General features: G+C 49.4%; 26 protein-coding genes. 4 read left to right on the top strand and 22 right to left on the bottom strand.

Annotation, left to right across the window (positions count from 1 at the left end):
- Positions 1-9 precede the first annotated feature (9 nt).
- From rodZ to trmJ, 14 genes are all read right to left on the bottom strand, one after another.
- Entirely contained in the window at positions 10-1,002 is a 993-nt protein-coding gene (gene rodZ, locus BZG76_RS04175; protein ID WP_077460270.1) for a cytoskeleton protein RodZ, read from the bottom strand.
- Entirely contained in the window at positions 992-1,747 is a 756-nt protein-coding gene (gene pilW / locus BZG76_RS04170; protein WP_021022928.1) for a type IV pilus biogenesis/stability protein PilW, read from the bottom strand. The genes rodZ and pilW overlap by 11 nt, the downstream gene beginning before the upstream one ends.
- Positions 1,748-1,774: 27 nt before the next feature.
- The gene (locus tag BZG76_RS04165; protein WP_021022927.1) at positions 1,775-2,896 is read right to left on the bottom strand and encodes a bifunctional tRNA (adenosine(37)-C2)-methyltransferase TrmG/ribosomal RNA large subunit methyltransferase RlmN; all 1,122 of its coding nucleotides are present in this window, start codon (positions 2,894-2,896) and stop codon (positions 1,775-1,777) included.
- Positions 2,897-3,142: 246 nt separating this feature from the next.
- A complete protein-coding gene (ndk, locus tag BZG76_RS04160; protein ID WP_021022926.1) occupies positions 3,143-3,571 on the bottom strand; it encodes a nucleoside-diphosphate kinase in 429 nt (142 codons plus the stop codon).
- Positions 3,572-3,721: 150 nt separating this feature from the next.
- A complete protein-coding gene (pepB, locus tag BZG76_RS04155) occupies positions 3,722-5,023 on the bottom strand; it encodes an aminopeptidase PepB (RefSeq protein WP_077460269.1) in 1,302 nt (433 codons plus the stop codon).
- Between the two features lie 204 nt (positions 5,024-5,227).
- On the bottom strand, positions 5,228-5,428 hold the full coding sequence (gene iscX / locus BZG76_RS04150) for a Fe-S cluster assembly protein IscX (RefSeq protein ID WP_077460268.1): 201 nt from the start codon (positions 5,426-5,428) through the stop codon (positions 5,228-5,230).
- Positions 5,429-5,457: 29 nt separating this feature from the next.
- Positions 5,458-5,796 (bottom strand): ISC system 2Fe-2S type ferredoxin, encoded by a 339-nt coding sequence (fdx, locus tag BZG76_RS04145; RefSeq protein ID WP_077460267.1) that lies wholly within the window; start codon positions 5,794-5,796, stop codon positions 5,458-5,460.
- A gap of 2 nt (positions 5,797-5,798) precedes the next feature.
- Positions 5,799-7,649: a Fe-S protein assembly chaperone HscA gene (gene hscA / locus BZG76_RS04140; RefSeq protein ID WP_077460266.1), complete on the bottom strand. Its 1,851-nt coding sequence runs from the start codon at positions 7,647-7,649 to the stop codon at positions 5,799-5,801.
- 45 nt (positions 7,650-7,694) lie between these two features.
- Positions 7,695-8,207 carry a co-chaperone HscB gene (gene hscB / locus BZG76_RS04135; RefSeq protein ID WP_077460265.1) on the bottom strand — a complete coding sequence of 171 codons (513 nt, stop codon included), beginning with the start codon at positions 8,205-8,207 and terminating at the stop codon, positions 7,695-7,697.
- Between the two features lie 13 nt (positions 8,208-8,220).
- Positions 8,221-8,544 (bottom strand): iron-sulfur cluster assembly protein IscA, encoded by a 324-nt coding sequence (gene iscA, locus BZG76_RS04130; RefSeq protein ID WP_021022920.1) that lies wholly within the window; start codon positions 8,542-8,544, stop codon positions 8,221-8,223.
- 21 nt (positions 8,545-8,565) lie between these two features.
- On the bottom strand, positions 8,566-8,949 hold the full coding sequence (gene iscU, locus BZG76_RS04125; protein ID WP_025744586.1) for a Fe-S cluster assembly scaffold IscU: 384 nt from the start codon (positions 8,947-8,949) through the stop codon (positions 8,566-8,568).
- Between the two features lie 53 nt (positions 8,950-9,002).
- Entirely contained in the window at positions 9,003-10,217 is a 1,215-nt protein-coding gene (locus BZG76_RS04120; protein ID WP_077460264.1) for an IscS subfamily cysteine desulfurase, read from the bottom strand.
- A 30-nt stretch (positions 10,218-10,247) separates the two neighbouring features.
- The gene (gene iscR / locus BZG76_RS04115; protein WP_021022917.1) at positions 10,248-10,769 is read right to left on the bottom strand and encodes a Fe-S cluster assembly transcriptional regulator IscR; all 522 of its coding nucleotides are present in this window, start codon (positions 10,767-10,769) and stop codon (positions 10,248-10,250) included.
- Between the two features lie 122 nt (positions 10,770-10,891).
- Positions 10,892-11,656: a tRNA (cytosine(32)/uridine(32)-2'-O)-methyltransferase TrmJ gene (gene trmJ / locus BZG76_RS04110; RefSeq protein ID WP_021022916.1), complete on the bottom strand. Its 765-nt coding sequence runs from the start codon at positions 11,654-11,656 to the stop codon at positions 10,892-10,894.
- A gap of 237 nt (positions 11,657-11,893) precedes the next feature.
- Here trmJ and suhB point away from each other — a divergent pair, with 237 nt between their 5' ends.
- Positions 11,894-12,697 (top strand): inositol-1-monophosphatase, encoded by an 804-nt coding sequence (gene suhB / locus BZG76_RS04105; protein WP_077460263.1) that lies wholly within the window; start codon positions 11,894-11,896, stop codon positions 12,695-12,697.
- A 135-nt stretch (positions 12,698-12,832) separates the two neighbouring features.
- Here the strand turns inward: suhB and secF are convergent, their stop codons facing one another.
- The 5 genes from secF to queA form a co-directional block, all read right to left on the bottom strand.
- Positions 12,833-13,780 (bottom strand): protein translocase subunit SecF, encoded by a 948-nt coding sequence (gene secF / locus BZG76_RS04100; protein ID WP_021022914.1) that lies wholly within the window; start codon positions 13,778-13,780, stop codon positions 12,833-12,835.
- Between the two features lie 12 nt (positions 13,781-13,792).
- The gene (secD, locus tag BZG76_RS04095) at positions 13,793-15,646 is read right to left on the bottom strand and encodes a protein translocase subunit SecD (RefSeq protein WP_077460262.1); all 1,854 of its coding nucleotides are present in this window, start codon (positions 15,644-15,646) and stop codon (positions 13,793-13,795) included.
- A gap of 27 nt (positions 15,647-15,673) precedes the next feature.
- Positions 15,674-16,003 (bottom strand): preprotein translocase subunit YajC, encoded by a 330-nt coding sequence (gene yajC, locus BZG76_RS04090; protein WP_021022912.1) that lies wholly within the window; start codon positions 16,001-16,003, stop codon positions 15,674-15,676.
- Between the two features lie 36 nt (positions 16,004-16,039).
- Entirely contained in the window at positions 16,040-17,161 is a 1,122-nt protein-coding gene (gene tgt / locus BZG76_RS04085) for a tRNA guanosine(34) transglycosylase Tgt (RefSeq protein ID WP_077460261.1), read from the bottom strand.
- 107 nt (positions 17,162-17,268) lie between these two features.
- On the bottom strand, positions 17,269-18,327 hold the full coding sequence (gene queA / locus BZG76_RS04080; RefSeq protein WP_021022910.1) for a tRNA preQ1(34) S-adenosylmethionine ribosyltransferase-isomerase QueA: 1,059 nt from the start codon (positions 18,325-18,327) through the stop codon (positions 17,269-17,271).
- Between the two features lie 314 nt (positions 18,328-18,641).
- Here queA and BZG76_RS04075 point away from each other — a divergent pair, with 314 nt between their 5' ends.
- Positions 18,642-19,082, top strand: coding sequence for a CBS domain-containing protein (locus BZG76_RS04075; RefSeq protein ID WP_077460260.1), 441 nt, complete (start codon positions 18,642-18,644; stop codon positions 19,080-19,082).
- 57 nt (positions 19,083-19,139) lie between these two features.
- On the opposite strand, the gene aceA is transcribed toward BZG76_RS04075, so the two are convergent.
- The 3 genes from aceA to BZG76_RS04060 all read right to left on the bottom strand — a co-directional run bounded on the left by aceA (position 19,140) and on the right by BZG76_RS04060 (position 23,558).
- Entirely contained in the window at positions 19,140-20,444 is a 1,305-nt protein-coding gene (aceA, locus tag BZG76_RS04070; RefSeq protein WP_021022908.1) for an isocitrate lyase, read from the bottom strand.
- A 77-nt stretch (positions 20,445-20,521) separates the two neighbouring features.
- A complete protein-coding gene (gene aceB, locus BZG76_RS04065) occupies positions 20,522-22,129 on the bottom strand; it encodes a malate synthase A (protein ID WP_077460259.1) in 1,608 nt (535 codons plus the stop codon).
- 496 nt (positions 22,130-22,625) lie between these two features.
- A complete protein-coding gene (locus tag BZG76_RS04060) occupies positions 22,626-23,558 on the bottom strand; it encodes a hydrogen peroxide-inducible genes activator (RefSeq protein WP_077460258.1) in 933 nt (310 codons plus the stop codon).
- 142 nt (positions 23,559-23,700) lie between these two features.
- Here BZG76_RS04060 and BZG76_RS04055 point away from each other — a divergent pair, with 142 nt between their 5' ends.
- A complete protein-coding gene (locus tag BZG76_RS04055; protein ID WP_021022905.1) occupies positions 23,701-24,303 on the top strand; it encodes a peroxiredoxin C in 603 nt (200 codons plus the stop codon).
- 187 nt (positions 24,304-24,490) lie between these two features.
- Positions 24,491-25,234 carry a copper homeostasis protein CutC gene (locus BZG76_RS04050; protein ID WP_077460257.1) on the top strand — a complete coding sequence of 248 codons (744 nt, stop codon included), beginning with the start codon at positions 24,491-24,493 and terminating at the stop codon, positions 25,232-25,234.
- Positions 25,235-25,273 lie beyond the last annotated feature (39 nt).

The raw sequence follows: 25,273 nt of genomic DNA, 5'->3' as shown, positions 1-25,273 counted from the left end.
GTTCTCTGATTACTGCGGAAGGCGCAACCGAGCCACTTGCCCGGTTGGGTAGCCATCAAGATCAATATTGTCGCCATTAAAGGTAATGTTCACCACACTTGGCGCCCCAAGTACCAATTGGTACGGCGTTTCGCCAGTTAAGGTAATTTGCTCACCTTCAGCTTTTATTCCTGTCGCCAAGCGTTCGCCATTGGCATCACGCACATCAATCCAGCAATCGCCAGTAAAGGTCATGACCAGGCGGTTTTCGTTGGCGCTTGCGGTTGTTTTTGCTGCCGGATCCGTCACTGGCGCTTGTGCTGTTTCCTGACGACTCGCTGCGTCAGTCGTTTGCGCCTCCATTTGTGTCTTAGCGGCTGTTGCCTCATCAGAGGTAGACACAGGATTCGATTGCCCCTCGTCACTGGCTTTGGCCGCGGATTCTACCGGCTGCGGCGCATCGACAGCTTTAGCAGGCTCAGTGTCGAGTTCATCGGTGGTCGGTTGGGGCTCGGCCGCAATCACAGCACTGTCTTGGTCAGAAGGGGTCGTCACTAACTCATCGGCTTGTTCGCTATCCAGCTGCGTGGGTAACGATGTCATGGCTTGTTGATTTTGCCAATACCACACGCCAGTAATACCCACCGCAATAGCAATGATCACCCAAGACAACCACATCAAACGGCTTTCACTCCTTTGCCGTCGTGTCTTGCGCGAAAAGCTTTGCATCTTCTGGACCGTTGCCGCACTGCTTGCTTCCATATTGCTGTCACCGAGAAGCTGGTCGGCGTCGATTTGCATTAACTTGGCATAGGATCGCAAATAGCCACGCGTAAACGTGGCCAGTTGATCCATATCTGGATTATTGCTTTCGAGGTCCTCGATGACACTGACGCGCAATCGCAGTCGGTCAGCCACATCGCGAACACTCCAGCCCATTTTTTCTCGCGCTTGCTTTAATACTTCCCCGGGCGCAGGTTGCGTATCTTTTTGCGCGTGTTCTTCCGTCTGTTCAGTATTCATTCGCTAAGTACAATTGATATTCTTTGGATTCTGGAAACTGGTGCGCCAATCGCTGAGCATCATGGGCAGCTCGCTCCGTGTTACCTTGTTGCTGATAAGCTTTGACCAACAATAATAATCCGCTGGGATGGGCACCAACGCGTTTATGGAGTCGTTTGATACGCGTAATGGCACCTGCCTCTTGCCCTCGTTCTATCTCTAACTTGGCAAGTTGTAATCCTGCGCGGACATTCAGCGGGTCATGCTCAGTCGCTTTTTCCAACAAGGCCTTCGCGCTCTTGGTTTCGCCCGCTTTTAGCTGGCAGAACGCGGCATTTTCATAACTGTCTGACACGCGATGATAATACGGTTGTGCGACGGCTTGCAAAAATGCTTCTTTTGCCTCAGCAAAACGCTGTTGTTCGCACAAAAACACACCGTAGTTATTATACACATCGCCTTTTTTAGACGCTTGCGATAACGCTTTTTGATATAAACGGTCCGCTTGGTCGGTTTCACCGACACGTTGTTGATAATACGCCATAGACAGCGAGGTACGATAGTAATTAGGCGCATATTGGTGTGCTTGCTGCAAGTTTTGCTGCGCTTGTTGATAGCGATCACTGTTTAAGTAACCTAACCCCAACGAAATTCGTGCCTCGGCCGCTTGAATCTTATCAAACTTAGCGTCGTTTTGCTGTGAAACTGGCGAGGCACAACCTGCCAACGTGATAATCAACACCCATACCCAGCCAGTTTTTACCATGTTCTTCCCTTATAAAGACCTATAATGCTAGACGGGTCGAACAGGGATCACCTCCTGCGCACCCAGTCGCTTTTCGGCGCGTTTTGTCCGGTCGACAATGTCTCCGGCTAATTGGCCACACGCCGCATCAATATCATCGCCGCGCGTTTTACGCACCGTGACCGTAAAATCGTATTCCATTAAGGTTTTCATAAACCTATCAATACGAGAGTTACTTGGTTTATTGAATGGCGATCCAGGATACGGGTTAAATGGGATCAGGTTAATCTTCGCCGGTGTATCTTTTAACAGCTCTGCGAGTTGGCGCGCATGCTCCATGTAGTCATTCACATGATCGAGCAAAATATATTCAACCGTGACACGGCCACGGTTGGCATTCGAGGTTTCAATATAACGATGTACCACATCTAAGAAAGCGTCGATATCCCAGCGATCGTTAATCGGCATAATTTGGCTACGCAGTTCATCATTCGGCGCGTGCAGTGAAATCGCTAGCGCAACATCAATTTTACCAATCATCTGCTCCAAGCCAGACACCACACCGGAAGTCGATACCGTGACACGACGCTTCGACAAGCCATAGGCATTATCATCGAGCATCAAGTTGAGTGATGGCAGCAGGTTTTTCATGTTCAGCAACGGCTCGCCCATCCCCATCATCACCACATTGGTAATAGGACGGCGTCCGGTTTCTTTTTCGATACCAATTTCTTTTGCGGCACGCCAAACCTGGCCAATAATTTCAGAAACCCGCAAATTACGGTTAAAACCCTGCGCACCGGTCGAGCAAAATTTGCAGTCGAGCGCACAACCAACCTGAGAGGAAACACACAATGTCGCCCGGTCATCTTCAGGGATATACACGGTTTCCACATCTTGACCGCCCACTCGCATCGCCCATTTAATGGTGCCATCTTTTGAGTAATGCGCTTCACTCACCTCAGGGGCTTTAACCTCGGCGACAAGCTTGAGTTTTTCACGTAACTTCTTGTTGATGTTGTTCATTTCATCGAAGTCATCGCAACCAAAATGATACATCCACTTCATGACTTGGTCAGCGCGGAAGGCTTTTTCACCGAGTTCATCGGCGAAATAGGCACGCAATCCTTGCCTGTCAAAATCAAGCAGATTAACTTTCTCTGTCGTCATTGGGGTTGCCTCGTAAAAACTAGCTATATGGTAAGACACGGGTATTGGCCTGGCGTTCTCGAGTGAATACACCTTGAATCTAGTCAAGATCCCTGTTCGGAACGCGCTTAAGGCGCGAAATTGTACAGGCTTTAGATCACACTTTCCACTCTCTATGAGCGTGGTTATTCAGGTAAGAGGCAGGAGAAGAACAAAACAAAAAAGAGGCTCGCGCCTCTTTATAAACCTTTTATATCCGTCTTTGCGTTAACAACGAGGATGAATCTCATCCGCGGTGAAAAAATACGCAATTTCACGTTCAGCCGAGCCTGGGCTATCCGAGCCATGTACGGAGTTATATTGCATACTTTCCGCGTAGTCAGCGCGCAATGTCCCGCAAGCCGCTTCTTCAGGGTTAGTTTTGCCCATCAACTCACGATAACGGTTAATGGCACCCTCACCTTCCAACACCTGCACCATAATCGGTCCAGAGGTCATAAACTCGACTAAGGACGCAAAGAAAGGTTTACCTTGGTGCTCAGCATAAAACCCCTCAGCCTGTTCTTTGCTAAGGTGTAACATTTTCGCTGCCACGATGCGTAAGCCAGCACTTTCGATACGCTGATAAAGCGTACCAATCAAGTTACGCTCTACGGCATCAGGTTTGACGATAGAAAAAGTGCGTTCAATGGTCATTCGCTTGTCCTTTTACTGTCTAAATCAGGCTCACTAGGAGCAACAACGCGCTTACCCTAGCAAACTTTATTGTCTGCCCCTATCACCAATGCGGTGAAGCGTTAACTCACACAAAAAATTCGTTAACACCTCACCGATTCATTGATGAGGTTATTTGGCTTCATCCAATAACACACGCGCCAAGGTTTTCACGCCCATCCCGGTGGCACCGACCGCCCATTTGTCACTGGCGGCTTTACGATAAGTCCCCGAACAGTCGATGTGCATCCAGCCTTTTTGGTAATCTTCGACAAAATACGATAAAAACGCGGCGGCCGTGCTCGCACCTGGCATGTACGCGCCTGTCGATACGTTGGCAATATCAGCAAATGAAGAAGGCAGTAACTTACGATGGAATTCAGCCACAGGGAGAGACCACATTCCTTCACCCTCTTGCTGTGCCGCCTCAAGGGTACGATGGGCGAGCTTATCATCAAAGCTAAACAATGCGTGATAATCGTTACCCAATGCGGCTTTTGCTGAGCCCGTCAGGGTGGCGCAATCAATTAAGAGTTCAGGCTTTTGCTCACTGGCATACATTAAACCATCCGCGAGCACCAAGCGTCCTTCGGCGTCGGTATTCAATACTTCAACCGTCACGCCGTTTTTGTAAGTGATAATATCACCTAGCTTGTAGGCACTGCTTGAGATCATGTTCTCTGCACAGCAAAGCACTAATTTCACGCGCTTATTTAGGCCCTTCGCCACTGCCATCGCCAATGCGCCTGTCGCGGTTGCCGAGCCACCCATATCGGCTTTCATGGTGGTCATAAAATCTGAGCCTTTGATGCTATAGCCGCCCGAATCAAAGGTGATCCCTTTTCCGACTAAGCATGCATAAACCGGTGCATCCGGATCGCCGGTCGGGTTGTAGTCCAATTGCAACATGGTCGGTTTACGGGCAGAGCCTCGTCCAACGGTATAGATGCCGTGCCAGCCTTTTTCTAACAGATCCGTGCCTGAAATAATCTTGTAAGTGACATGCTCCGGCTCCGGTGCCATCGATTTTACAAATTCCCCTGCGCGGGCCACCAACTGATGCGGACCGACTTCTTCTGCCGGTTGGTTGATAATATCGCGCACCCAGTCACCAACAGTTTGCCGAAGTTCGAACTCCTTGGTGTCTGTGTCATTTAAGACCGCTTGCGCAAAAGCCACTTTATTTTTAGGACCGCGAAGCCCTTGGTAAAAGGCCCACACTAATTCAAGATCCCAATGCTCGCCGGTCAGCGTCAGTGCAGGGACACCTTGTCCCTCGAGTTTACGCGCGGCTTGTTGCACCTTATCTCGTTGATTGGTGTCGCTCGGTGCATGGATAAGCGCTTTATCGGCGTCAAAAGAGACCAGCGCATTATCGCCCCATTGCGCGGCTGCCGGCTGATGCGACAGGGTTACTTTTAATGTTTCTGACATTTTGTACTCCTTGTACTGTCGCGCTGTTTTTTACTGTACAGCGTGTTTGACTGGGCAGCGTACGTTGAGTACATGGCACCCAGTGGAATAAAAAAAAGCGAACCGATGGGCCCGCTTTTGGTAATAAATCTATTTGGCCGTCGATACTGTGCCGAGCCGGTGACAATAACACAAGTATTATCAATCACTCACGAGAGCTAGCCCTCAGTCTTGCTCATCCATCCAGCACATAATGATCGCTTCCAAAATCCGTTCATTCGAGCGCTCAGGATCATCGTCAAAGTCATCCAGTTCAGTGATCCATTGATGCAAGTCGGTAAAACGTACTGTTTTAGGATCGACATCTGGGTAAGCGTCACACAGCTCAATCGCAATATCGAGTGAATCCGTCCATTTTAAACTCATTTTGCTTCTCCGTCCGTTACAGCATTAGATTAATGATTTTCCGCTGCATGGTTTAGGGTGTAGCGTGGAATTTCGACCACCAGATCTTCATCGGTAATTTTCGCCTGACAGCCCAAGCGGGACTCTGGCTCAAGTCCCCATGCTTTATCGAGCATGTCATCTTCAAGCTCATCACTTTCGTCGAGCGAGTCAAAGCCTTCGCGAACCACAATGTGACAGGTAGTACACGCGCAAGACTTTTCACACGCGTGCTCGATGCCAATGCCATTTTTTAGCGCCACATCGAGGACGGTCTCCCCTTCTTTCCCTTCCAGTTCCGCACCTTCTGGGCATAACTCGTGGTGCGGCAGAACAATAATCTTAGGCATGATTACACCTCATSAATGGATTGACCGGCCAACGCATTACGAATCGATTTGTCCATACGACGTGCCGCAAAGGTCTGGCTGGCTTTATCTAGTGCTTTGATTCCCGCTTCAATGGCAGCGCCATCATCGCCGTTACGCAGCGCGATCAATGTTTCAATTTCGTTCACGAGCGCTTGTTGCTCATTATGATCGAGCAAGGTGTCACCGTCTTGTTGCATGGCGACCAGTAGGCCTTCGATCACCCGATCGGCTTCAACGCGTTGCTCCGCCAAATAGCGGGCATCTTTGTCTTCTTCCGCATGGGTAAATGATGATTTGATCATGTTGGCGATTTCGTCATCATTGAGCCCGTAAGACGGTTTAACCTGGATCGACGAGGCCACACCAGTCGACTTTTCCATGGCCGACACAGACAGCAAACCGTCGGCATCCACTTGGTAGGTCACGCGGACATGGGCTGCCCCCGCGGTCATCGGTGGAATGCCTTTTAAGGAGAAACGCGCCAACGAGCGGCAATCATCCACCATTTCACGTTCACCTTGTACCACGTGCACTTTCATGCCGGTTTGACCGTCTTTAAACGTGGTGAACTCTTGGGCTTTCGCCACAGGAATGGTGGTATTGCGTGGAATGATTTTTTCTACCAGGCCGCCCATGGTTTCAATACCGAGCGAAAGCGGGATCACATCCAGCAACAACATGTCAGAGTCGGGCTTATTGCCGACCAAAATATCCGCTTGTGTTGCGGCACCTATCGCGACCACTTTATCTGGGTCGATACTGGTTAACGGTTCACGACCAAAGAAGTCGCCGACTTGATGGCGAACGGCCGGTACCCGGGTTGACCCGCCGACCATCACGACTTCTAGGATTTCATCGGCACTGACGCCGGCGTCTTTAAGCGCACGACGGCACGACATCAAGGTCTTTTTAACCAAAGGGGCGACCAAGGCATCAAAGGTGTCACGTGTCAGCGTACCCTGCCAACCGAGTACGTCAATGTCGGTAGTGGCGGAGGAAGACAATGCGATTTTAGCCTGTGTCGCTGCGTGGAGCACCGTACGGCGCTCATCACCACTGAGGGTTTCAAACCCGGCTTGATCACAGATCCATTGCTCGAGCAGGTGGTCAAAATCATCCCCACCTAGTGCTGAATCGCCCCCGGTGGCCATGACTTCAAACACGCCTTGGGAGAGACGGAGAATCGATATATCGAAGGTCCCGCCCCCGAGATCATACACAGCAATCACGCCCTCTTGGCCCGAGTCGAGCCCATAAGCAATGGCCGCTGCGGTTGGCTCATTGAGTAAACGGAGTACATTCAGGCCCGCGAGTGTCGCGGCATCTTTGGTGCCTGCTCGCTGCGCATCATCAAAATAAGCTGGAACAGTGATCACCACGCCTTCAAGCGCATCACCCAAGCTGACTTCTGCACGTTCACGTACCGCCCGCAAAATATCGGACGAGCCTTGAACTGGGTTGATGGCACCACGTCGTGTCTCGACTTGTGGCAGGCCATTTTCAGTTTGTGAAAACCGATAAGGAAGTTGCGGATAACGTGTCTGGACGTCATCCAAAGAGCGTCCCATCATGCGCTTGACCGATACCAAGGTGTTGGCACTATCCGTTTGCACATGAGGAAGGGCATCATAACCCACTGAAATGGCATCACCACCATAGTGGACCACCGACGGGATCAGTGATCGATCGTGTTCATCGTTCAAGGTGGTTGCGACACCGCTTCGTACCGTGGCAACCAAAGTGTTGGTCGTACCCAAATCGATGCCGACTGCATGCTTGTGTTCATGCGGCGCGGCACTTTGACCGGGCTCTGAAATCTGTAACAGTGCCATGTCTAATCCTTAAACTTTACTGCGTTGACAGGCGAATAGTGCCGATCAGCTCATCAGCTGATCTTCGACGCGCTCCACTTCGGAGCAAAGCTTCTCTGCAAACTTAAGCTTGCGCACAATCACTGCCGCCTCTTGCCATTGAGAAGCAGCGAGTGCCTGCTTAACCTCTTTGATCAAGGCATCATAAAGCGCTTGTGCTTTTGCGCCAAAATCAAATAACGCAGCATCGTCTTGGCTATCAGTGATCGACTCCAGTTCTTCACGCAGTGTCATTTGCTGCATTAAGAACTCAGGATCCTGCATCGTTTGCTGTTCGTCTTTTATATCAATGCTTTGTAACGTCAGCATATATTCAGCGCGTCGAACGGGATCTTTCAACGTCTGAAACGCATCGTTAATTTGCGAGGCTTTCTGCACCGCCTGAAGACGCGTTTTATCGTCTTGGCTAGCAACGTTATCTGGGTGATACTGGCGTTGCAGTTCCCGAAACGTTGAAGAAAGCGAGCTACCGTCCAGCTCAAACTGATACGGTAGCCCGAAGAGTTCAAAATGATTCATGTGCTCTCACGTATTACACGTTGAAGCTTTCGCCACAACCACATTCGCTACTGACGTTAGGGTTGTTGAACTGAAAACCTTCATTTAGGCCTTCTTTGACAAAATCTAACTCTGTCCCTTCGAGATAGAGCAAGCTCTTGCCATCGACGATTACCTTGACGTCATCGTATTCGAATACCTGATCACCTTCTTGAAGCTCATCAGCAAATTCAATGACATAGGCCATGCCAGAACATCCTGACGTCCGTACGCCAAGACGCAAGCCAATGCCCTTTCCACGGTTGTCTAGAAACGCTCTTACGCGATCTGATGCCGCTTGTGTCATGGTAATAGCCATAGTATCAACAACCCCTTCGTTTTACTGCTGGTGTTTTTTCTTGTAGTCGCTAACTGCTGCTTTAATGGCGTCTTCCGCTAAGATAGAGCAGTGGACTTTAACCGGTGGCAGCTCAAGCTCTTCCGCAATCTCAGAGTTTTTGATTGCAGCGGCATCGTCAATCGAACGGCCTTTTACCCATTCGGTGACCAACGAGCTCGATGCGATCGCTGACCCGCAGCCATAGGTTTTAAATTTAGCGTCTTCGATGATGCCTTCGTCATTCACCTTGATTTGTAGCTTCATGACGTCGCCACATGCAGGGGCACCGACCATGCCGTTACCGACGGATGGATCGCCTTTTTCAAACGAGCCAACGTTACGTGGGTTTTCGTAGTGGTCAATTACTTTTTCGCTGTAAGCCATAATTGTTTCCTCAATATGATTGCTCACTGTTGCCAGTTGGCGCGTTTTTCGTATTAGTGGTGCGCCCATTCAACGGTACTTAAATCAATACCGTCTTTGTACATGTCCCAAAGTGGTGACATTTCTCGCAGCTTGTTCACGGCCTCACGGACTTTTTCAATCGCGTAATCCACTTCTTCTTCAGTAGTAAAACGACCAAATGAAAAACGTAGTGAGCTGTGTGCTAGCTCATCGTCGCGTCCTAGCGCACGAAGAACATAAGAAGGCTCAAGGCTTGCTGATGTACACGCCGACCCAGACGATACCGCCAGATCTTTTAGCGCCATCAACAAAGACTCACCTTCAACAAAGGCAAAGCTCACGTTCAAGTTGTGTGGAACGCGCTGCTCCAAATCACCATTAACGTAAACTTCTTCTAAATCTTTGACGCCGTCATAAAAGCGATTACGTAACGCAAGTGCATGTTCAAAATCTTTTTCACGCTCTTCTTTAGCGATACGGAAGGCTTCACCCATACCCACAATTTGGTGGGTCGGTAAGGTGCCTGAGCGCATACCACGCTCGTGACCACCACCGTGCATTTGCGCCTCAATACGCACCCGTGGCTTACGGCGAACATACAAAGCGCCGATGCCTTTTGGTCCGTAAGCTTTGTGCGCGCTGAAAGAAATCAGATCAATTTTCATTTCTTTCACATCTAAAGGCACTTTGCCCACAGATTGTGCAGCATCCACATGGAACATAATTTTGCGCTCGCGGCATAATTCGCCGATAGCCGAAACGTCTTGAATCACGCCGATTTCGTTATTCACGTGCATGATAGAAACCAAAATGGTGTCATCACGCATCGCCGCTTCTAGCTTTTTCAGATCAACTAAGCCGTTTTCTTCTAGGTCGAGGTAGGTGACTTCAAAGCCTTCTCGCTCTAGCTGCCGGCATGGATCAAGTACCGCTTTGTGCTCGGTCTTGCAGGTAATGATGTGCTTGCCTTTTTTCGAGTAGAAATTGGCAATGCCTTTAATGGCTAAGTTGTCTGATTCCGTCGCGCCAGAGGTGAACACGATCTCACGCGGATCGGCATTGCAATAGTCGGCAATGTTTTCGCGTGCGGTATCAACGGCTTCTTCTGCTTGCCAACCAAAACGGTGCGAGCGAGAGGCTGGGTTACCGAAGACCCCGTCCATGGTCAGATGCTGACTCATTTTTTCAGCAACGCGCGGATCAACCGGACACGTGGCTGAATAATCAAAATATATGGGCAATTTCATGTTTTTCTCCAATTACACCGACATTGGTCATCAGGAGCGAACGTTCACGCCTATGGTGGCGCTATCTTGTTTGACCTTCGAGCTAAACGTGTTTCTTGGCGCCAATGAGGCGTCCAGTTTAGCATCCTGACGATCTGCTACTTGCTTCACTTCGTTATCATGCATCAGCTCACCGAGCGTGATGTCGTTTAGAAAACCGCTAATACGGGCACTTAAGTCGTGCCACAAGGTGTGTGTCAAACAACGGGTTCCGCCTTGGCAATCTGCTTTACCTTGGCATTTTGTCGCATCCACCGATTCGTCAACCGCGGCAATCACCGCGCCAACGGCAATCTCGTTGGCTGCTATCCCGAGACGATAACCACCGCCTGGACCACGAACACTGCTGACCAGTCCCGACTTACGGAGCCGTGAAAAAAGTTGCTCAAGATAAGACAAGGAAATGCCTTGACGCTCAGAGATGTCCGCCAGGGGCACAGGGCCCTGCTCGGCATGAAGCGCCACGTCGAGCATGGCGGTAACCGCATAACGGCCTTTCGAAGTCAATCTCATAACACGCTACCTGTGGTGAATAGATGCTCAAATGGTTACATACCCGAGTGTTTTGGTCAAGTATTTACCTGAGTATTTTTGTCAAGTTTTCACCAAGGTGTACGACGCCTCATTTGAAAGGATCAACGTGGGGAGTGATTATCGGTATTTTGCTCGCTCGATGCCGCCTGTTTGGTCACCTTTTCCACCGAAGACAGCACGCCTCGTAAAATATTGAGTTCCTGACTCTCTAAGCGCGCGCGATTAAATAAGCGACGTAGTTTTGTCATGACCATGCCAGGGTGCTGAGTACGGATAAACCCTGTTTTAGTAAGAACCGTTTCGAGGTGCGTATAAAAACGCGCCAAATCTTGGTTCAGCGGATAGTCTTGTTCAAGGGTTGGGCCTTGATAGGCTTGACTGTCCAACCAGGCGACACGCATTTCATAACACAGCGTTTGCACAGCCATGGCCAAATTCAAAGAGCTGTAGTCTGGATTGGATGGAATCGAAACATGATAGTGACATGTTTGCAGCTCTTCATTGGTTAAGCCAGTTCGCTCTCGGCCAAAAACGATGGCAACCGGATGTGTTGCGGCTTCTTGAATGGCTTTTTGGCCGCACGCTCGCGCATCCAGCATCGGCCATTCTAATGTTCGGCTTCTTGCGCTGGTGCCTATCACTAGGCCACAATCGGCCACCGCTTCTTCAAGCGTATTCACCACTCTCGCGTTATTGGCAATATCACTGGCCCCTGCGGCTAAGGCAATGGCTTGACCGTCTACTTCACAGCCAGGCGCCACTAATGTCATGTTGGTCAGTCCCATGACTTTCATCGCTCGGGCGGCTGAGCCAATGTTTCCGGAGTGGGACGTGCCTACTAATACAACGCGAATTTGATCTAGCATGATGTTGTTTTCGTCTCTTGCTCTGTCCATCTTGGATGGGATGGGCAGCGGTCTGTCAGATCTGCGCAGTTTATCACAGTGCAATCGATAATACTTCTCAGCTAAGCCTGCGGCTGGCGTCATATTTAGCAGAGAACACGCGCTTATTGACGGTTAAAAAATACCCACTTTCCTTTTGCTCTGGCTCTGTTATACTCCGCCCCGCTTTCGTTCTTTAACATCCGTTGGGAAAACCGTATGCATCCGATGCTAAACATCGCCGTCCGTGCTGCACGGAAGGCTGGCGATTTTATCGCTAAATCTGCAGAAAACAAAGACAACATCGAAACCGCACAAAAAGGCAGTAATGACTTCGTCACTAATGTCGACAAAGCGGCGGAACAAATCATTATCGATATTATTAAAAAGTCATATCCGGACCACACCATCGTTGGCGAAGAGTCAGGCGTGGCGGAAGGCAAAGATAGCGATTATCAATGGATCATCGACCCACTGGATGGCACCACTAACTTCATTAACGACTTCCCGCATTTCTGCGTTTCCATTGCTGTACGCATTAAAGGCCGTACAGAAATTGGTTGCGTTTACGATCCTATCCGCAATGAGCTATTTACCGCTCAACGTGGTTCTGGCGCACAACTCAATAACAAACGTATCCGTACTGGCAGCGCCAAAGAGCTTGACGGCACCCTCTTAGCGACCGGCTTCCCGTTTAAAGCTAAACAGCACGCTGAAGGCTTTATCGCCGTTGTTGGGGCGTTGTTTGTCGATTGTGCTGACTTCCGTCGTACTGGATCGGCAGCGCTCGATCTTTGCTACGTTGCCGCGGGCCGTGTTGACGGTTTCTTTGAGCTGGGCCTTAAGCCTTGGGATCTGGCTGCGGGTGAGTTAATTGCGCGCGAAGCGGGTGCCATTTGCACTGACTTTAACGGCGGTACCGACTACATGCGCTCTGGCAATATTGTCAGCGGTGGCGCACGTGTGGTGAAAGGTATGCTCGCCAAAGTTCGCGAACACGCGCCTGAGTCGATGAAAAAATAAAGACACCGATAAGATATTAATAAAAAGCGGCGCTCAATGAGCGCCGCTTTTTTGTGCCTGAAGAAGATGACGGCTTGTAAACAATTCGCCACTTGGTCACTGCATAGCCCCACTCTAAGCGCAGGGCAAGCGTGGTTAAGGCATCGCGTCGAACTCTTCCCCTTCTTTTTCCACTTCAGGGATCAAGAGGTGCTCGCGCGCAATACCGAGTTTCAAGGCCAGCGCCGAAGCGACATAAATCGATGAGTATGTCCCGACGGTAATACCAATCAACAGTGCCATGGCAAACCCATGGATCATCGACCCACCCAAGGTAAAGAGCGAAATCACCACAAACAAGGTAGTGCCTGAAGTAATGGTTGTCCGACTTAGGGTTTGTGAAACAGACGCATTGATGATTTCGTCTGACTCGCCTTTACGAAGCTTGCGGAAATTCTCACGAATACGGTCAAACACCACAATGGTATCGTTAAGCGAGTAGCCCACGACTGTCAGCAAAGCAGCGACGATAGTGAGATCCACCTCCACGTCGAACAGAGAGAAAATCCCCAGCGTAATAATCACATCGTGAGCCAGCGCCATGACGGCACCGGAAGCTAGACGCCATTCGAAACGGAACGAGACATAGATCAGGATACAAACCAATGCAATGATGATTGCCAAGCCACCCGCTTCGGTCAGCTCGTCCCCGACATTGGGGCCGACAAATTCGATGCGGCGCATCTCGACGTTATCACCGGTACCGGCTTTGATGGCATTCAGTACCTCATTACCGAGGTTTTCACCTTCCATGTCATCACGTGGGCGCAGCCGAACCATCACGTCCGTGGCGCTACCAAAGTTTTGCACCACCGCATCGCCAAAGCCTTCAGCGGATAACGAATCACGGATTAGGGCAAGATCAGCCGGTTGTTCAAAACCGACTTCAATCAAGGTACCGCCGGTAAAATCGAGCCCCCAATTCAACCATTTGGTTGATAAGGTGACCACAGACGCCGCAATCATGAAGATCGAGAACACGAAGGCCACTTTAGACCAACGCATAAAGTTGATCGACATGTCCGGTTTAAATATTTGAAACATGCTTGGGCTCCCTTAAATCGACAGTTTTTCGACGCGCTTGCCGCCATACACAAGATTTACCAGTGCACGCGTTCCCACGATAGCGGTAAACATGGAGGTCAAAATACCAATCGATAGTGTCACCGCGAAACCTTTAATTGCGCCAGTACCCACAGCAAACAAGATGATCGCCGTAATCAGCGTGGTAATGTTAGCATCGGCAATGGTACTAAAGGCGTTGGAATAACCCCGATCAATCGCATGTTGTGGACTACGCCCTTCGTGCAGCTCTTCTCGAATACGTTCAAAAATAAGCACGTTAGCATCCACCGCCATCCCCACGGTTAAGACAATACCGGCAATGCCCGGTAGCGTCATGGTGGCGCCTGGAATAAGCGACATAATCCCAATAATCAAGATGATATTCGCGAACAAAGCACAGTTAGCAAACAAGCCGAAGCGGCGGTAATACACCAGTGTAAACAGCATGACTGCAACGAGGCCCCATAAACAGGCTTGTATACCCATATTGATGTTTTGCTGCCCCATGGATGGACCTATGGTGCGTTCTTCAACAATCGAAATGGGCGCAATCAACGCACCGGCACGTAGCAATAACGCAAGGTTGTGAGCTTCAGCTGCTGAGTCGATCCCGGTAATTCGGAAGTCACGGCCTAATGCCGATTGAATGGTCGCTTGGTTAATCACTTCTTCGTGTTTTTCCAAGATCACTTTGCCATTTTCGTCACGCTCACCACTGTCTTTGTATTCAGCAAACACCGTTGCCATCAGCTCGCCAATGTTACGCTTACTGAAGTCAGACATTTTGTCACCGCCCTCGCTGTCGAGCGAGATATTTACCTGTGGGCGACTGTACTCATCACGTGATGAACTGGCGTCTGTGATGTGTGAACCGGTTAAGATGACCCGCTTTTTCAATACTGCAGGACGCCCGTCACGCGAGCTCATTAGCTCACTACCGGGCGGAACACGCCCTGCCATCGCTGCAGATAAATCGGCATCTTGGTCGACTTCACGAAATTCCAAGGTCGCGGTCGCGCCAAGAATTTCTTTTGCTCGGGCCGTATCTTGCACACCTGGCAACTCAACCACGATGCGACTCGCACCTTGACGTTGGACCAAAGGCTCTGCGACCCCGAGCTCATTGACACGATTACGCAAAATAGTGATGTTTTGCGCCACCGCGTAGTTACGGATTTCTTTTAATCGCTCTTCTTTGTACACCGCGGTTAAGGTACCGTCGTCTTCATCAATCGAGAAGTTCATATCCCGATAATTGTTCGACAGTAGCTCGAGCGCTTTATTGGTGTCTTCTGCGTTACGCAAGTTAACCATTACGCGCGTGTTATCTTCGACACGTAAACCACGATAGCGAATGCGCGCTTCACGTAAATCGGTACGAAAGCTGTCTTCTTGCTGGGTAATCAACTTTTCTAGCGCAGCGTCCATGTCCACTTCCATTAAGAAGTGTACCCCGCCACGTAAATCGAGTCCCAATTTCATTGGTGTTGCGCCAAGGGCGTCCAACCAAGAAGGGGTCGCTGGCGCCAGGTTTAATGCGACCACATAGTTATTGCTATCAAAGCGAGACATCAACGCATCACGAGCACTGATTTGCGATTCAGTGTCTTTAAAGCGAGCCAAGACAGTGCCGTCTTCAAGTGCAATGGATTGGTAGGAGAGATCGTTGGATTCGAGGGTTTGTTTGATGGAGTCCAGCGCAGTCATATCTACCGAGGCGCCACGCGCCCCGGAAATTTGTACTGCTGGATCTTCACCGTATAAATTGGGAAGCGCATACACGATGCCAATAACCAAGGCTATTAGCACCATGATGTACTTCCACAAAGGATAACGGTTTAGCACAGCATGCATCCTTTATGGTTGCGAGAATTAGAGAGACTGGATAGTACCTTTGGGCAGTACTGCCGTCACGAAGTCTTTTTTAATGGTCACTTCGTTATTGTCGTTAAGAGCAATAACAATAAAGTCATTGTCTTCAGCAATTTGGGTGATTTTACCCACCAAACCACCACCGGTCAGTACTTCGTCTCCTTTGCTCATGGATGCCATTAGGTTTTTATGCTCTTTAACACGCTTAGATTGCGGGCGATAAATCATAAAATAGAAAATAACCGCAAAGAGACCAAGCATAATAAAAAGCTGCATACCGCCACCTTGTGGGCCGGCTTCAGCCGCTGCGTGAGCTTGTGAGATAAACATTCAATCACGTCCTCGTTTTAGTTGTTGAATTCGAAATCAATCGAGCGGTGGCACTTCCTTGCCACGACGCGCGTAGAAATCCGCTACAAAGGCATCTAATCTACCTTCGTCAATCGCGTTACGCAAACCTTCCATGACGCGCTGATAATAACGCAAGTTATGGATAGTATTGAGTCGCGCACCGAGGATTTCATTACAACGGTCTAAGTGGTAAAGATAGGCACGGCTATAATGGCGGCAAGTGTAACAGTCACACTCTGGATCCAAAGGCGAGGTATCACTTTTATGTTTCGCATTACGGATCTTGATCACACCGCCGGTAATAAATAGGTGACCATTTCGGGCATTTCGGGTCGGCATCACGCAATCGAACATATCAACGCCACGACGCACCCCTTCCACGAGGTCTTCCGGTTTACCCACTCCCATTAGATAACGGGGTTTGTCTTCCGGCAACTGCGGGCAGGTATGCTCCAAAATGCGATGCATATCTTCTTTTGGCTCACCGACGGCAAGCCCGCCAACGGCGTAACCATCAAAGCCAATCTCAGTTAGGCCTTCTATCGACACATCGCGTAAGTCTTCGTATACACCACCTTGCACAATGCCGAACAGCGCATTTTTGTTACCAAGTTTGTCAAAATGATTGCGGCTACGCTTGGCCCAGCGCAGTGACATCTCCATCGACTTTTTCGCTTCAGCGTGCGTCGCAGGATACGGGGTGCACTCATCAAAGATCATCACGATGTCTGAGCCAAGGTCGTATTGGATCTCCATGGATTTTTCCGCATCCATAAAAATCCGATCACCGTTAACCGGGTTACGAAAATGCACCCCTTCTTCAGTGATTTTACGGATATCTCCTAAGCTGAAAACTTGGAAGCCACCAGAGTCGGTTAAAATAGGGCCATGCCACTGCATAAAGTCATGCAAGTCCCCATGCAGTCGCATAACTTCTTGCCCCGGACGTAACCATAGGTGAAAGGTATTACCGAGTAAGATCTCAGCCCCGGTGCCTTTCACTTCTTCAGGGGTCATGCCTTTTACGGTGCCATAGGTCCCCACGGGCATAAATGCCGGGGTTTCGACCGTGCCGCGCTCAAAAATCAAACGGCCACGGCGGGCGCGTCCATCGGTTTTCTTTAGTTCGTATTCCACGAATCCTCCTCAGTGCCAGAGAAACAGTCTGGCGTGTGTCTTATGCTAACAAGGTTTACCCTGCCGCAAGCTTAGATCACACGAAGCCAGGCTTCGCGTGAACTTAATTAATCAGGTTGTTGCTGACGGGTTATAAACATGGCATCGCCATAGCTGAAAAAGCGATAGCGTTCTTCAACTGCCGCGCGATAAGCGGCCATGGTATGTTCGTAGCCGGCAAAAGAACTCACCAGCATGATCAAGGTTGATTCCGGCAAGTGGAAATTGGTGACAAGCACATCCACTAGCTGCCACTGGTAACCGGGATAGATAAAAATCTGGGTGTCATTAAAAAATGGCGCCAGTGGTTCACCTTTTTGCTTCGCCGCTTGTGCTGCACTTTCCAATGACCGTACTGACGTGGTCCCCACCGCAATCACGCGTTTACCTTGTGCACGCGTTTGATTGACCGCATCGACCACCTCTTGAGGCACTTCAGCATACTCGGCATGCATGATGTGCTCTTCAATGTTGTCGACCCGAACCGGTTGGAATGTTCCGGCGCCCACATGCAAAGTAACAAAGGCAATATTGACGCCTTTTTCTTTGAGCGTTGCCATAATGGCATCATCAAAGTGTAATCCCGCCGTTGGTGCAGCCACCGCCCCAGGTTTTTGGTTATACACGGTTTGATAACGCTCTTTATCGCTTTCTTCATCAGGACGGTCGATATACGGCGGCAACGGCATATGGCCGATGTCGTTGAGTGTATCCACTACGCCTTTATCGCTGTTTAGCTGGATTTCGAACAGGGCGTCATGGCGTGCCACCATTTCTGCCGGGATCTGTCCGTCATCACCGAGGAATAATTCAGCACCGGGTTTTGGCGCTTTAGACGCGCGCACGTGGGCAAGGAAACGACGTTCGTCGAGCACACGCTCCACCAGCACCTCTATTTTTCCACCCGAGGCTTTGCGGCCATACACGCGTGCAGGGATCACACGTGTGTTGTTGAACACCATCAAATCCCCAGGTTCAACCAGTTCGAGGATATCTTTAAACTGACGATGCGCTACCTCACCGCTGGTGCCATCAAGGGACAATAAGCGACTTGCACTGCGATCCGGCTGTGGATAGCGCGCAATCAACTCATCAGGGAGTTCAAAGTGAAAATCGGATAATTGCATGACGTTTGCCTAGATAAAAAGCAGGCCGCTAGTATAGGTAGCCCACCGTGAATATCAAGCGAGCGAAGCAGGCAATCGTTTCAGTGCGCATTAATAGCATGGCGATATTTACGTTTGAAGCCTTTGCCGGATGATTAACTTTGGCGGATGATTAACTTTCGTGGATGATGTCCTTTTGCAGATCATTGCCTTTTGCGAATAATAGCCTTTTGCGGATAATAGCCTCGCGCAGATAATTGATGTGTATCACGTCCACCCCGTGCCAAGTGCACTACAGTTAAATTAATCCTGTGCACTGATAACAAGGAGGTGCCATGTTTACCGTTGATGATATGATGACTCGCCATCCACATACACTGAGTCCGGATCATACGCTTGATGATGCCCACCGCTTAATGCGCGCGGAACGCTTCCGTCACTTACCCATCGTCGATGATAATGAACGCTTGCTTGGGCTAGTTACCCAGCGCGATGTGCTTTCAGCCCAGGCATCGTCTTTAGGAAGAGCAACCAATGGCGATCATCAAATCCATACTCCACTCGCACAATTTACCGATAAGCAACTTGTCACCGTCGCGCCAGAGGCGTCGTTACGTGCCGCAGCATTATCAATGTTAGCGCGTAAAATAGGGTGTTTACCCGTGATTAGAAATCAACGCCTTGTTGGGATCATTACTGATAGTGACTTTGTCGCCATTGCGTCGACCTTGCTCGAAATTCAAGAAGAAAGCGAGCCGATGGAAGACGGTGAATAAATAAAAGGGAGTGTTTCCACTCCCTTTCTGGCTTCATTTCCATGATAACGGTTTTAATTAAAACTGATCTTCTTCCGTTGAGCCCGTCAGTGCGGTTACCGAAGATTGACCGCCTTGGATAATATTAGTCATCTGGTCAAAATAGCCAGTGCCGACCTCCTGCTGGTGAGCCACAAACGTGTAACCACGCTCCGCCGCAGAAAATTCAGGTCGCTGTACCTTCTCTACATAGTGGCGCATTCCCTCACCTTGCGCATAAGCGTGGGCAAGATCGAACATGTTGTACCACATGTTGTGAATGCCCGCTAAGGTGATGAACTGATACTTGTAACCCATGTCGGACAGCGCTTGCTGGAAACGAGCGATGGTGTCGGCATCCAAGTTCTTTTCCCAGTTAAAGGATGGCGAGCAGTTATATGCCAATAATTGATCCGGATATTGCGCATGAATCGCCTCGGCAAATTGACGTGCTTCTTCCAGATCCGGTGTCGCGGTTTCACACCAAATCAAATCAGCATACGGTGCATAAGCGAGACCACGGGAAATCGCTTGTTCAATCCCTGGACGCACGCGATAAAAACCTTCTGCGGTGCGCTCACCTGCAATAAAGTCTTTATCATAAGGGTCGCAGTCTGAGGTAAGCAGATCAGCCGCATTAGCATCGGTACGGGCAATCACGAGCGTGTCAGTCCCTGCAACATCCGCCGCCAAACGCGCTGCAACCAGCTTTTGCACGGCTTCTTGGGTTGGCACCAATACCTTTCCACCCATGTGACCACACTTTTTCACTGACGCCAATTGATCTTCAAAGTGGACGCCTGCTGCGCCTGCCTCAATCATATTGCGCATCAACTCATAGGCGTTGAGTACACCACCAAAGCCAGCTTCGGCATCGGCAACAATAGGGAGAAAATAATCAGTCCCCTCTTCTGGGGTTCCACCTTTTGACCACTGTATTTGATCCGCGCGGCGAAAAGCATTGTTGATACGTTTAACAACCGAGGGGACTGAGTCAACTGGATACAGTGACTGGTCCGGATACATACTGGACGCTGTGTTATTGTCGGCTGCCACTTGCCAGCCTGACAAGTAAATAGCTTCAATGCCGGCTTTTGCTTGCTGCACAGCTTGGCCACCCGTTAACGCGCCCAAGCAGTTAACATAGCCTTTTTTCGCACTGCCGTTAACAAGGTCCCACAGCTTAGCTGCGCCGCGTTTAGCAATGGTATTCTCGGGGACAAAAGAGCCGCGCATACTGACCACTTCTTCAGCGGTGTACGTTCGCTTTACGTTTTTCCAGCGTGGATTTTCAGCCCAATCCTTTTCCAGTTGCGCGATTTGTTGTTGGCGAGTCAAAGTCATGTTCCATTCCTCTTTGTTAGCAGAGCCTTGTCAGCCCTTCGCTTTCATTCCATGTTGTTGTTTTGCTTCCATGCCCATTAAGGCAAATACTCGTACCCTGGCAGGGTTAAGAAGTTAACTAGCTCATCACTGGTTGTCAGCTCGGCCATTAACGTTGCCGCTTGGCGGTATCGCCCTTGAGCAAAACGTTCAGTGCCCAGTTCGTTTTCAAGCACAGCCATTTCTTCTTCGAGGTACTGCGTAAATAGCTCTTTGGTTACCACGTTGCCATTGCTGAGCGGCTTTTGATGCTTGATCCATTGCCAGATCGACGCACGCGAAATTTCGGCGGTCGCCGCATCTTCCATCAAGCCGTAAATCGGCACACAGCCATTACCCGAAATCCATGCCTCGATATATTGGACCGCAACCCGGATATTGTGGCGCATGCCCGCTTCGGTGCGTTCTCCATCGCAAGGCGCAAGCAAATCCGCCGCGGTAATTGGCGCATCTTGCTCACGAGAAACCGTTAGCTGATTCGGCTTATCGCCGAGCGCTTTATCAAAAATGGCTTTCGCCGTGTCTGCTAATCCGGGGTGGGCAATCCAGGTTCCATCATGGCCATTATTTGCCTCTAGCGTTTTATCTTTTTCGATTTTCTCGAGCACTTGTTGGTTTTCGGTTGGGTCTTTGCTCGGGATAAATGCCGCCATCCCTCCCATGGCCAATGCACCGCGCTTATGACAGGTTCTCACCAACAGTCGCGAGTAAGCATTGAGAAAAGGTTTGTCCATGGTGACCACCTGACGGTCAGGTAGCACCCGATCAGGATGATTACGAAGTGTTTTGATATAACTGAAAATATAATCCCAGCGACCGCAGTTCAGCGCGACGATGTGATCGCGTAAGTGATATAAAATCTCATCCATTTCAAACACGGCCGGTAGGGTTTCGATCAATACGGTTGCTTTGATCGTGCCTCGGCTTAGCCCAAATTCATCTTCTGTAAATGAGAACACATCGCTCCACCACGCCGCTTCTTGATAGGCTTGTAGTTTGGGCAAGTAGAAGTAAGGACCGGATCCTGTCTCAAGCAACCGACGATAGTTATGGAAAAAGTAGAGCGCGAAATCAAATAAAGCCCCAGGCAGCGGTTTACCTTGCCACATGACATGTTTTTCTGTCAGATGAAGGCCCCTAACCCGGCAGATCAGGCGCGCGGGATCATCGTTAAGTTGATAACGCTTTCCTGTCTCTGGTTGTTCGTAACTGATGGTGCCGTTAATAGCATCGCGCAAGTTGCGCTGCCCCTCGACCACTTGTGGCCAAGCTGGTGCGAACGAGTCTTCAAAGTCCGCCATAAACACTTTCACATTGGCGTTCAGGGCGTTGATCACCATTTTCCGATCCACTGGGCCAGTAATTTCTAGCCGTCGATCTTGTAAGTCTTTGGGGATGCCTCGAATGGTCCAATCATCGTGGCGAATCGATCGCGTCTCAGGAAGGAAATCGGGCAGCTCTCCCGCATCAATACGCTGTTGGCGCTGCTCGCGAGTGGCCAGAAGCCCAGGTATACGATCCGCAAATCGATTAGCCAAACTGGCTAAAAAACACAAGGCATCATCGGTTAGGATTTCTGCCTGCGCTGGGGTAACGGTCTCGTTAATTACCAGTGATTCGCGTAAGGTTGAGCATGCTTCTGTCATATCGCCTCCCTGGCTGTCATTTGTAATCCAATCACAACAAAAGTTGTTTACGGACATCAAGTGGCATCTCACTCACTCAACGCCACGCTAGTTATCTTACGTTGACTCAACCTCGGATAAAAATCAACCTAACACCTCACACCTATCAATCAAAAACCAGCAATAAACACTTAAAATCAGACATTTAAATAGTTTAGAGTATAAGCTCGAATATGCTTTTTTGAATGGATTAGCAGAATGATGTAACACTGCTACCAAGATCATATTTTTGTCACTTAAGTGTAACCACTTACGTAATTAAGTTACAAGACAAGCCACTAGCAACTGAACAAAAAAGTTGTTTTTTTATTTAAAATCATAATATTAGCTGTAAAAATAAAAGCAGCACTCAGGCGTGCTGCTTTTTTTCGTGATAATAATCCAACGTCGGCATCGCGGTTTTTATGACACTCAAACAGAATATAAAACTAATTTTTTACCTTTAATGTAGAATTTATCACTGATTTTCGGTCAATGTGTCTTTACCTGTTGGGGAAAGCAGTCCTGTCACCAGATCAGCGAGATTATTAAAGGTCTCTAATCGACTGGAAGATGGCCGCCATACCATGCCGATATCACGATAGGCTGCTTTTCCTGGTGGGGTTTCTAGATGCACATCTAAATTAGCAATTAAACCATGATCAATCGCCATTTGCGGTATAAAGGTCACACCATTGCCGTTGGCCACCATTTGCACCAAGGTATGTAAACTGGTCGCCATAAAAGGATTAATCTTCTGCGAGGCAGTCATCTGACAGGCAGAGACAGCATGGTCGGTGAGACAGTGTTCACGCTCTAATAAAAAGACAGACTCATCGGGGAGGGATTCATAATCAACGGGCAATGTAAGCTGTGCTGCTTGTTTGCCGCTCATGACCATTTTAAAGGGATCGCGGCCAACAATTCGACGCGTCATGGTGCCAATATCCATGGGGAGTGCAAGGATCAATATGTCCATTTCGCCATGTTTAAGCGCCGTGAGTAAATTGGCGGTAGTATCCTCGCGCAGCAGTAAATCTAAATTTGGATAGTGTTGATTGACTTGCTTGACCACATCACAGAGTAAAAAAGGTGCAATGGTCGGAATACACCCTAAACGCACCTTACCATGCATAGGATCAGACTTAACTTGCGTTAGCTCCATAAGATCTTGGCTACGGGCGAGAATCTCCCGGCTTCGGCGTACCACCTCTTCACCCATGCCGGTGAGGACTAAGGTTTTATTGTCACGCTCAATCAGCTGTGCTCCAATCAACTCTTCTAGATTTTGAATCCCTGCGCTCAGTGTCGACTGGCTGACAAAGCATAATTTCGCCGCCTCACCAAAGTGACGCGTTTCTGACAGGGTAACCAGATAGTGTAGCTGCTTTAATGAAGGATATTTGTTCATAACGTCATATTTTAAACAATCGTATTTTCCGATTATAACAATCTATTAATTCCACTTTTTTCAATCTAACAAGTTAGCTATAGTTTGTCTCGCTTATATAGGAACCTGATTATCAGGACAACAATTAAATAGGAGCTGAGATATGGTACTCGTAGGTCGTCAAGCACCAGATTTTACTGCCGCTGCCGTACTAGGTAATGGCGAAATCGTTGATAACTTCAACCTGAAAGAGTTCACCAAAGGCAAAAAAGCAGTTGTCTTTTTCTACCCACTCGACTTCACTTTCGTGTGCCCATCAGAGCTGATCGCATTCGATAAGCGCCTGAGCGATTTCCAAGCTAAAGGTGTTGAGGTAATCGGTGTGTCTATCGACTCTCAGTTCTCACACAACGCATGGCGTAAGACAGCTATCGATGATGGCGGTATCGGCGCAGTAAAATATCCACTGGTTGCTGATGTGAAGCACGAAATTTGTAAAGCATACGATGTTGAACACCCAGAAGCGGGCGTTGCATTCCGTGGTTCATTCTTGATCGACGAAGACGGTGTTGTTCGCCATCAAGTCGTTAACGACCTGCCACTAGGCCGTAACATTGACGAGATGCTACGTATGGTTGATGCATTGAACTTCCACCAGAAAAATGGCGAAGTTTGTCCTGCACAGTGGGAAGAAGGTAAAGCAGGTATGGCTGAGTCACCTGAAGGTGTTGCCGCGTATCTGTCTGAGCACACTGACGACCTGTAATAAGGTTACGTGCCCCGCACTGAGCAATGTAACAGTATAATGAGGCCCGGTTAAACCGGGCCCTTTTTTTATTGTCTCTCAACGCCTTCCTTCCCTCCCGTTTCTCTACATGTCACACCTTGTCTGATTTGTTCATGACGCTTGCTCTGGTCACGGTTATGCTAGACCGTTCAAACAAGGAGCACCTATGACCGTCACCGTCGAAGTATGTATTGATAGTATCCAATCTTTATCGATTGCTCAGCAAGCGGGCGCAGACCGTATCGAGCTTTGTGCTTCACTCAAGCTCGGTGGCCTCACGCCAAGTATGGGCACCCTGAATCAAGCGATGCAACAAGCTCGCGTGCCTATTTACGCGATTATACGTCCACGAGAAGGGGACTTTGTTTATAGCCATGATGAAGCTGAAGTGATGCTTAAAGATATTGCCACTGCCCGCAAAACTGGCTGTCATGGCGTGGTGATTGGCGCCTTACGCCCAGATGGGACAGTAGACTTAACGTTACTCGATGCCATGCTGGCCGAAGCCCGAGGTATGGGGGTGACGTTCCATCGGGCGTTTGATCATTGCACCGAGCCAATGGCAGCGTTAGACGCCCTCATCGCGCGACCTGCCGTGGAACGTATTCTGACCTCAGGTGGTGCCAACCATGCCGAGCAAGGCAAAGAAACACTAAAAGCCTGGGTCGATTACGTCCGTCATACGCCGCTTCGGATCATGCCAGGTGCCGGGATCACAGCGCATAATGCCGCAGAAATCATCGCTCATACCGGCGCACGAGATATCCACCTGTCCGCGCGTACCACACAAGCAAGCGCCGCCCACACTCATGCGATGGCGACGATGGGTGAAGGTGAAAAGATCGGTTACCCCATCACTGATCCCATGCAAGTCAGGGCGGTAAAGCAGGCAGTCGCTCGATTCAGTTAAATGCAATACGCCAGCCGCTCTCATCATACTGTGATTGAC

Source organism: Salinivibrio sp. AR647 (genome assembly GCF_001995415.1).
In the GTDB taxonomy this organism is placed as follows: Bacteria; Pseudomonadota; Gammaproteobacteria; order Enterobacterales; family Vibrionaceae; genus Salinivibrio; species Salinivibrio costicola.
The sequence above is the reverse complement of the archived record's forward strand: the minus strand, read 5'-3'. Positions and strand labels throughout refer to the sequence as shown.

Coding starts and splice junctions, on each gene's coding strand:
- rodZ (WP_077460270.1), bottom strand. CDS start 1,002: ATGAATACTGAACAGACGGAAGAACACGCGCAAAAAGATACGCAACCT.
- pilW (WP_021022928.1), bottom strand. CDS start 1,747: ATGGTAAAAACTGGCTGGGTATGGGTGTTGATTATCACGTTGGCAGGT.
- BZG76_RS04165 (WP_021022927.1), bottom strand. CDS start 2,896: ATGACGACAGAGAAAGTTAATCTGCTTGATTTTGACAGGCAAGGATTG.
- ndk (WP_021022926.1), bottom strand. CDS start 3,571: ATGACCATTGAACGCACTTTTTCTATCGTCAAACCTGATGCCGTAGAG.
- pepB (WP_077460269.1), bottom strand. CDS start 5,023: ATGTCAGAAACATTAAAAGTAACCCTGTCGCATCAGCCGGCAGCCGCG.
- iscX (WP_077460268.1), bottom strand. CDS start 5,428: ATGAGTTTAAAATGGACGGATTCACTCGATATTGCGATTGAGCTGTGT.
- fdx (WP_077460267.1), bottom strand. CDS start 5,796: ATGCCTAAGATTATTGTTCTGCCGCACCACGAGTTATGCCCAGAAGGT.
- hscB (WP_077460265.1), bottom strand. CDS start 8,207: ATGAATCATTTTGAACTCTTCGGGCTACCGTATCAGTTTGAGCTGGAC.
- iscA (WP_021022920.1), bottom strand. CDS start 8,544: ATGGCTATTACCATGACACAAGCGGCATCAGATCGCGTAAGAGCGTTT.
- iscU (WP_025744586.1), bottom strand. CDS start 8,949: ATGGCTTACAGCGAAAAAGTAATTGACCACTACGAAAACCCACGTAAC.
- BZG76_RS04120 (WP_077460264.1), bottom strand. CDS start 10,217: ATGAAATTGCCCATATATTTTGATTATTCAGCCACGTGTCCGGTTGAT.
- iscR (WP_021022917.1), bottom strand. CDS start 10,769: ATGAGATTGACTTCGAAAGGCCGTTATGCGGTTACCGCCATGCTCGAC.
- trmJ (WP_021022916.1), bottom strand. CDS start 11,656: ATGCTAGATCAAATTCGCGTTGTATTAGTAGGCACGTCCCACTCCGGA.
- suhB (WP_077460263.1), top strand. CDS start 11,894: ATGCATCCGATGCTAAACATCGCCGTCCGTGCTGCACGGAAGGCTGGC.
- secF (WP_021022914.1), bottom strand. CDS start 13,780: ATGTTTCAAATATTTAAACCGGACATGTCGATCAACTTTATGCGTTGG.
- yajC (WP_021022912.1), bottom strand. CDS start 16,003: ATGTTTATCTCACAAGCTCACGCAGCGGCTGAAGCCGGCCCACAAGGT.
- queA (WP_021022910.1), bottom strand. CDS start 18,327: ATGCAATTATCCGATTTTCACTTTGAACTCCCTGATGAGTTGATTGCG.
- BZG76_RS04075 (WP_077460260.1), top strand. CDS start 18,642: ATGTTTACCGTTGATGATATGATGACTCGCCATCCACATACACTGAGT.
- aceA (WP_021022908.1), bottom strand. CDS start 20,444: ATGACTTTGACTCGCCAACAACAAATCGCGCAACTGGAAAAGGATTGG.
- aceB (WP_077460259.1), bottom strand. CDS start 22,129: ATGACAGAAGCATGCTCAACCTTACGCGAATCACTGGTAATTAACGAG.
- BZG76_RS04060 (WP_077460258.1), bottom strand. CDS start 23,558: ATGAACAAATATCCTTCATTAAAGCAGCTACACTATCTGGTTACCCTG.
- BZG76_RS04055 (WP_021022905.1), top strand. CDS start 23,701: ATGGTACTCGTAGGTCGTCAAGCACCAGATTTTACTGCCGCTGCCGTA.
- BZG76_RS04050 (WP_077460257.1), top strand. CDS start 24,491: ATGACCGTCACCGTCGAAGTATGTATTGATAGTATCCAATCTTTATCG.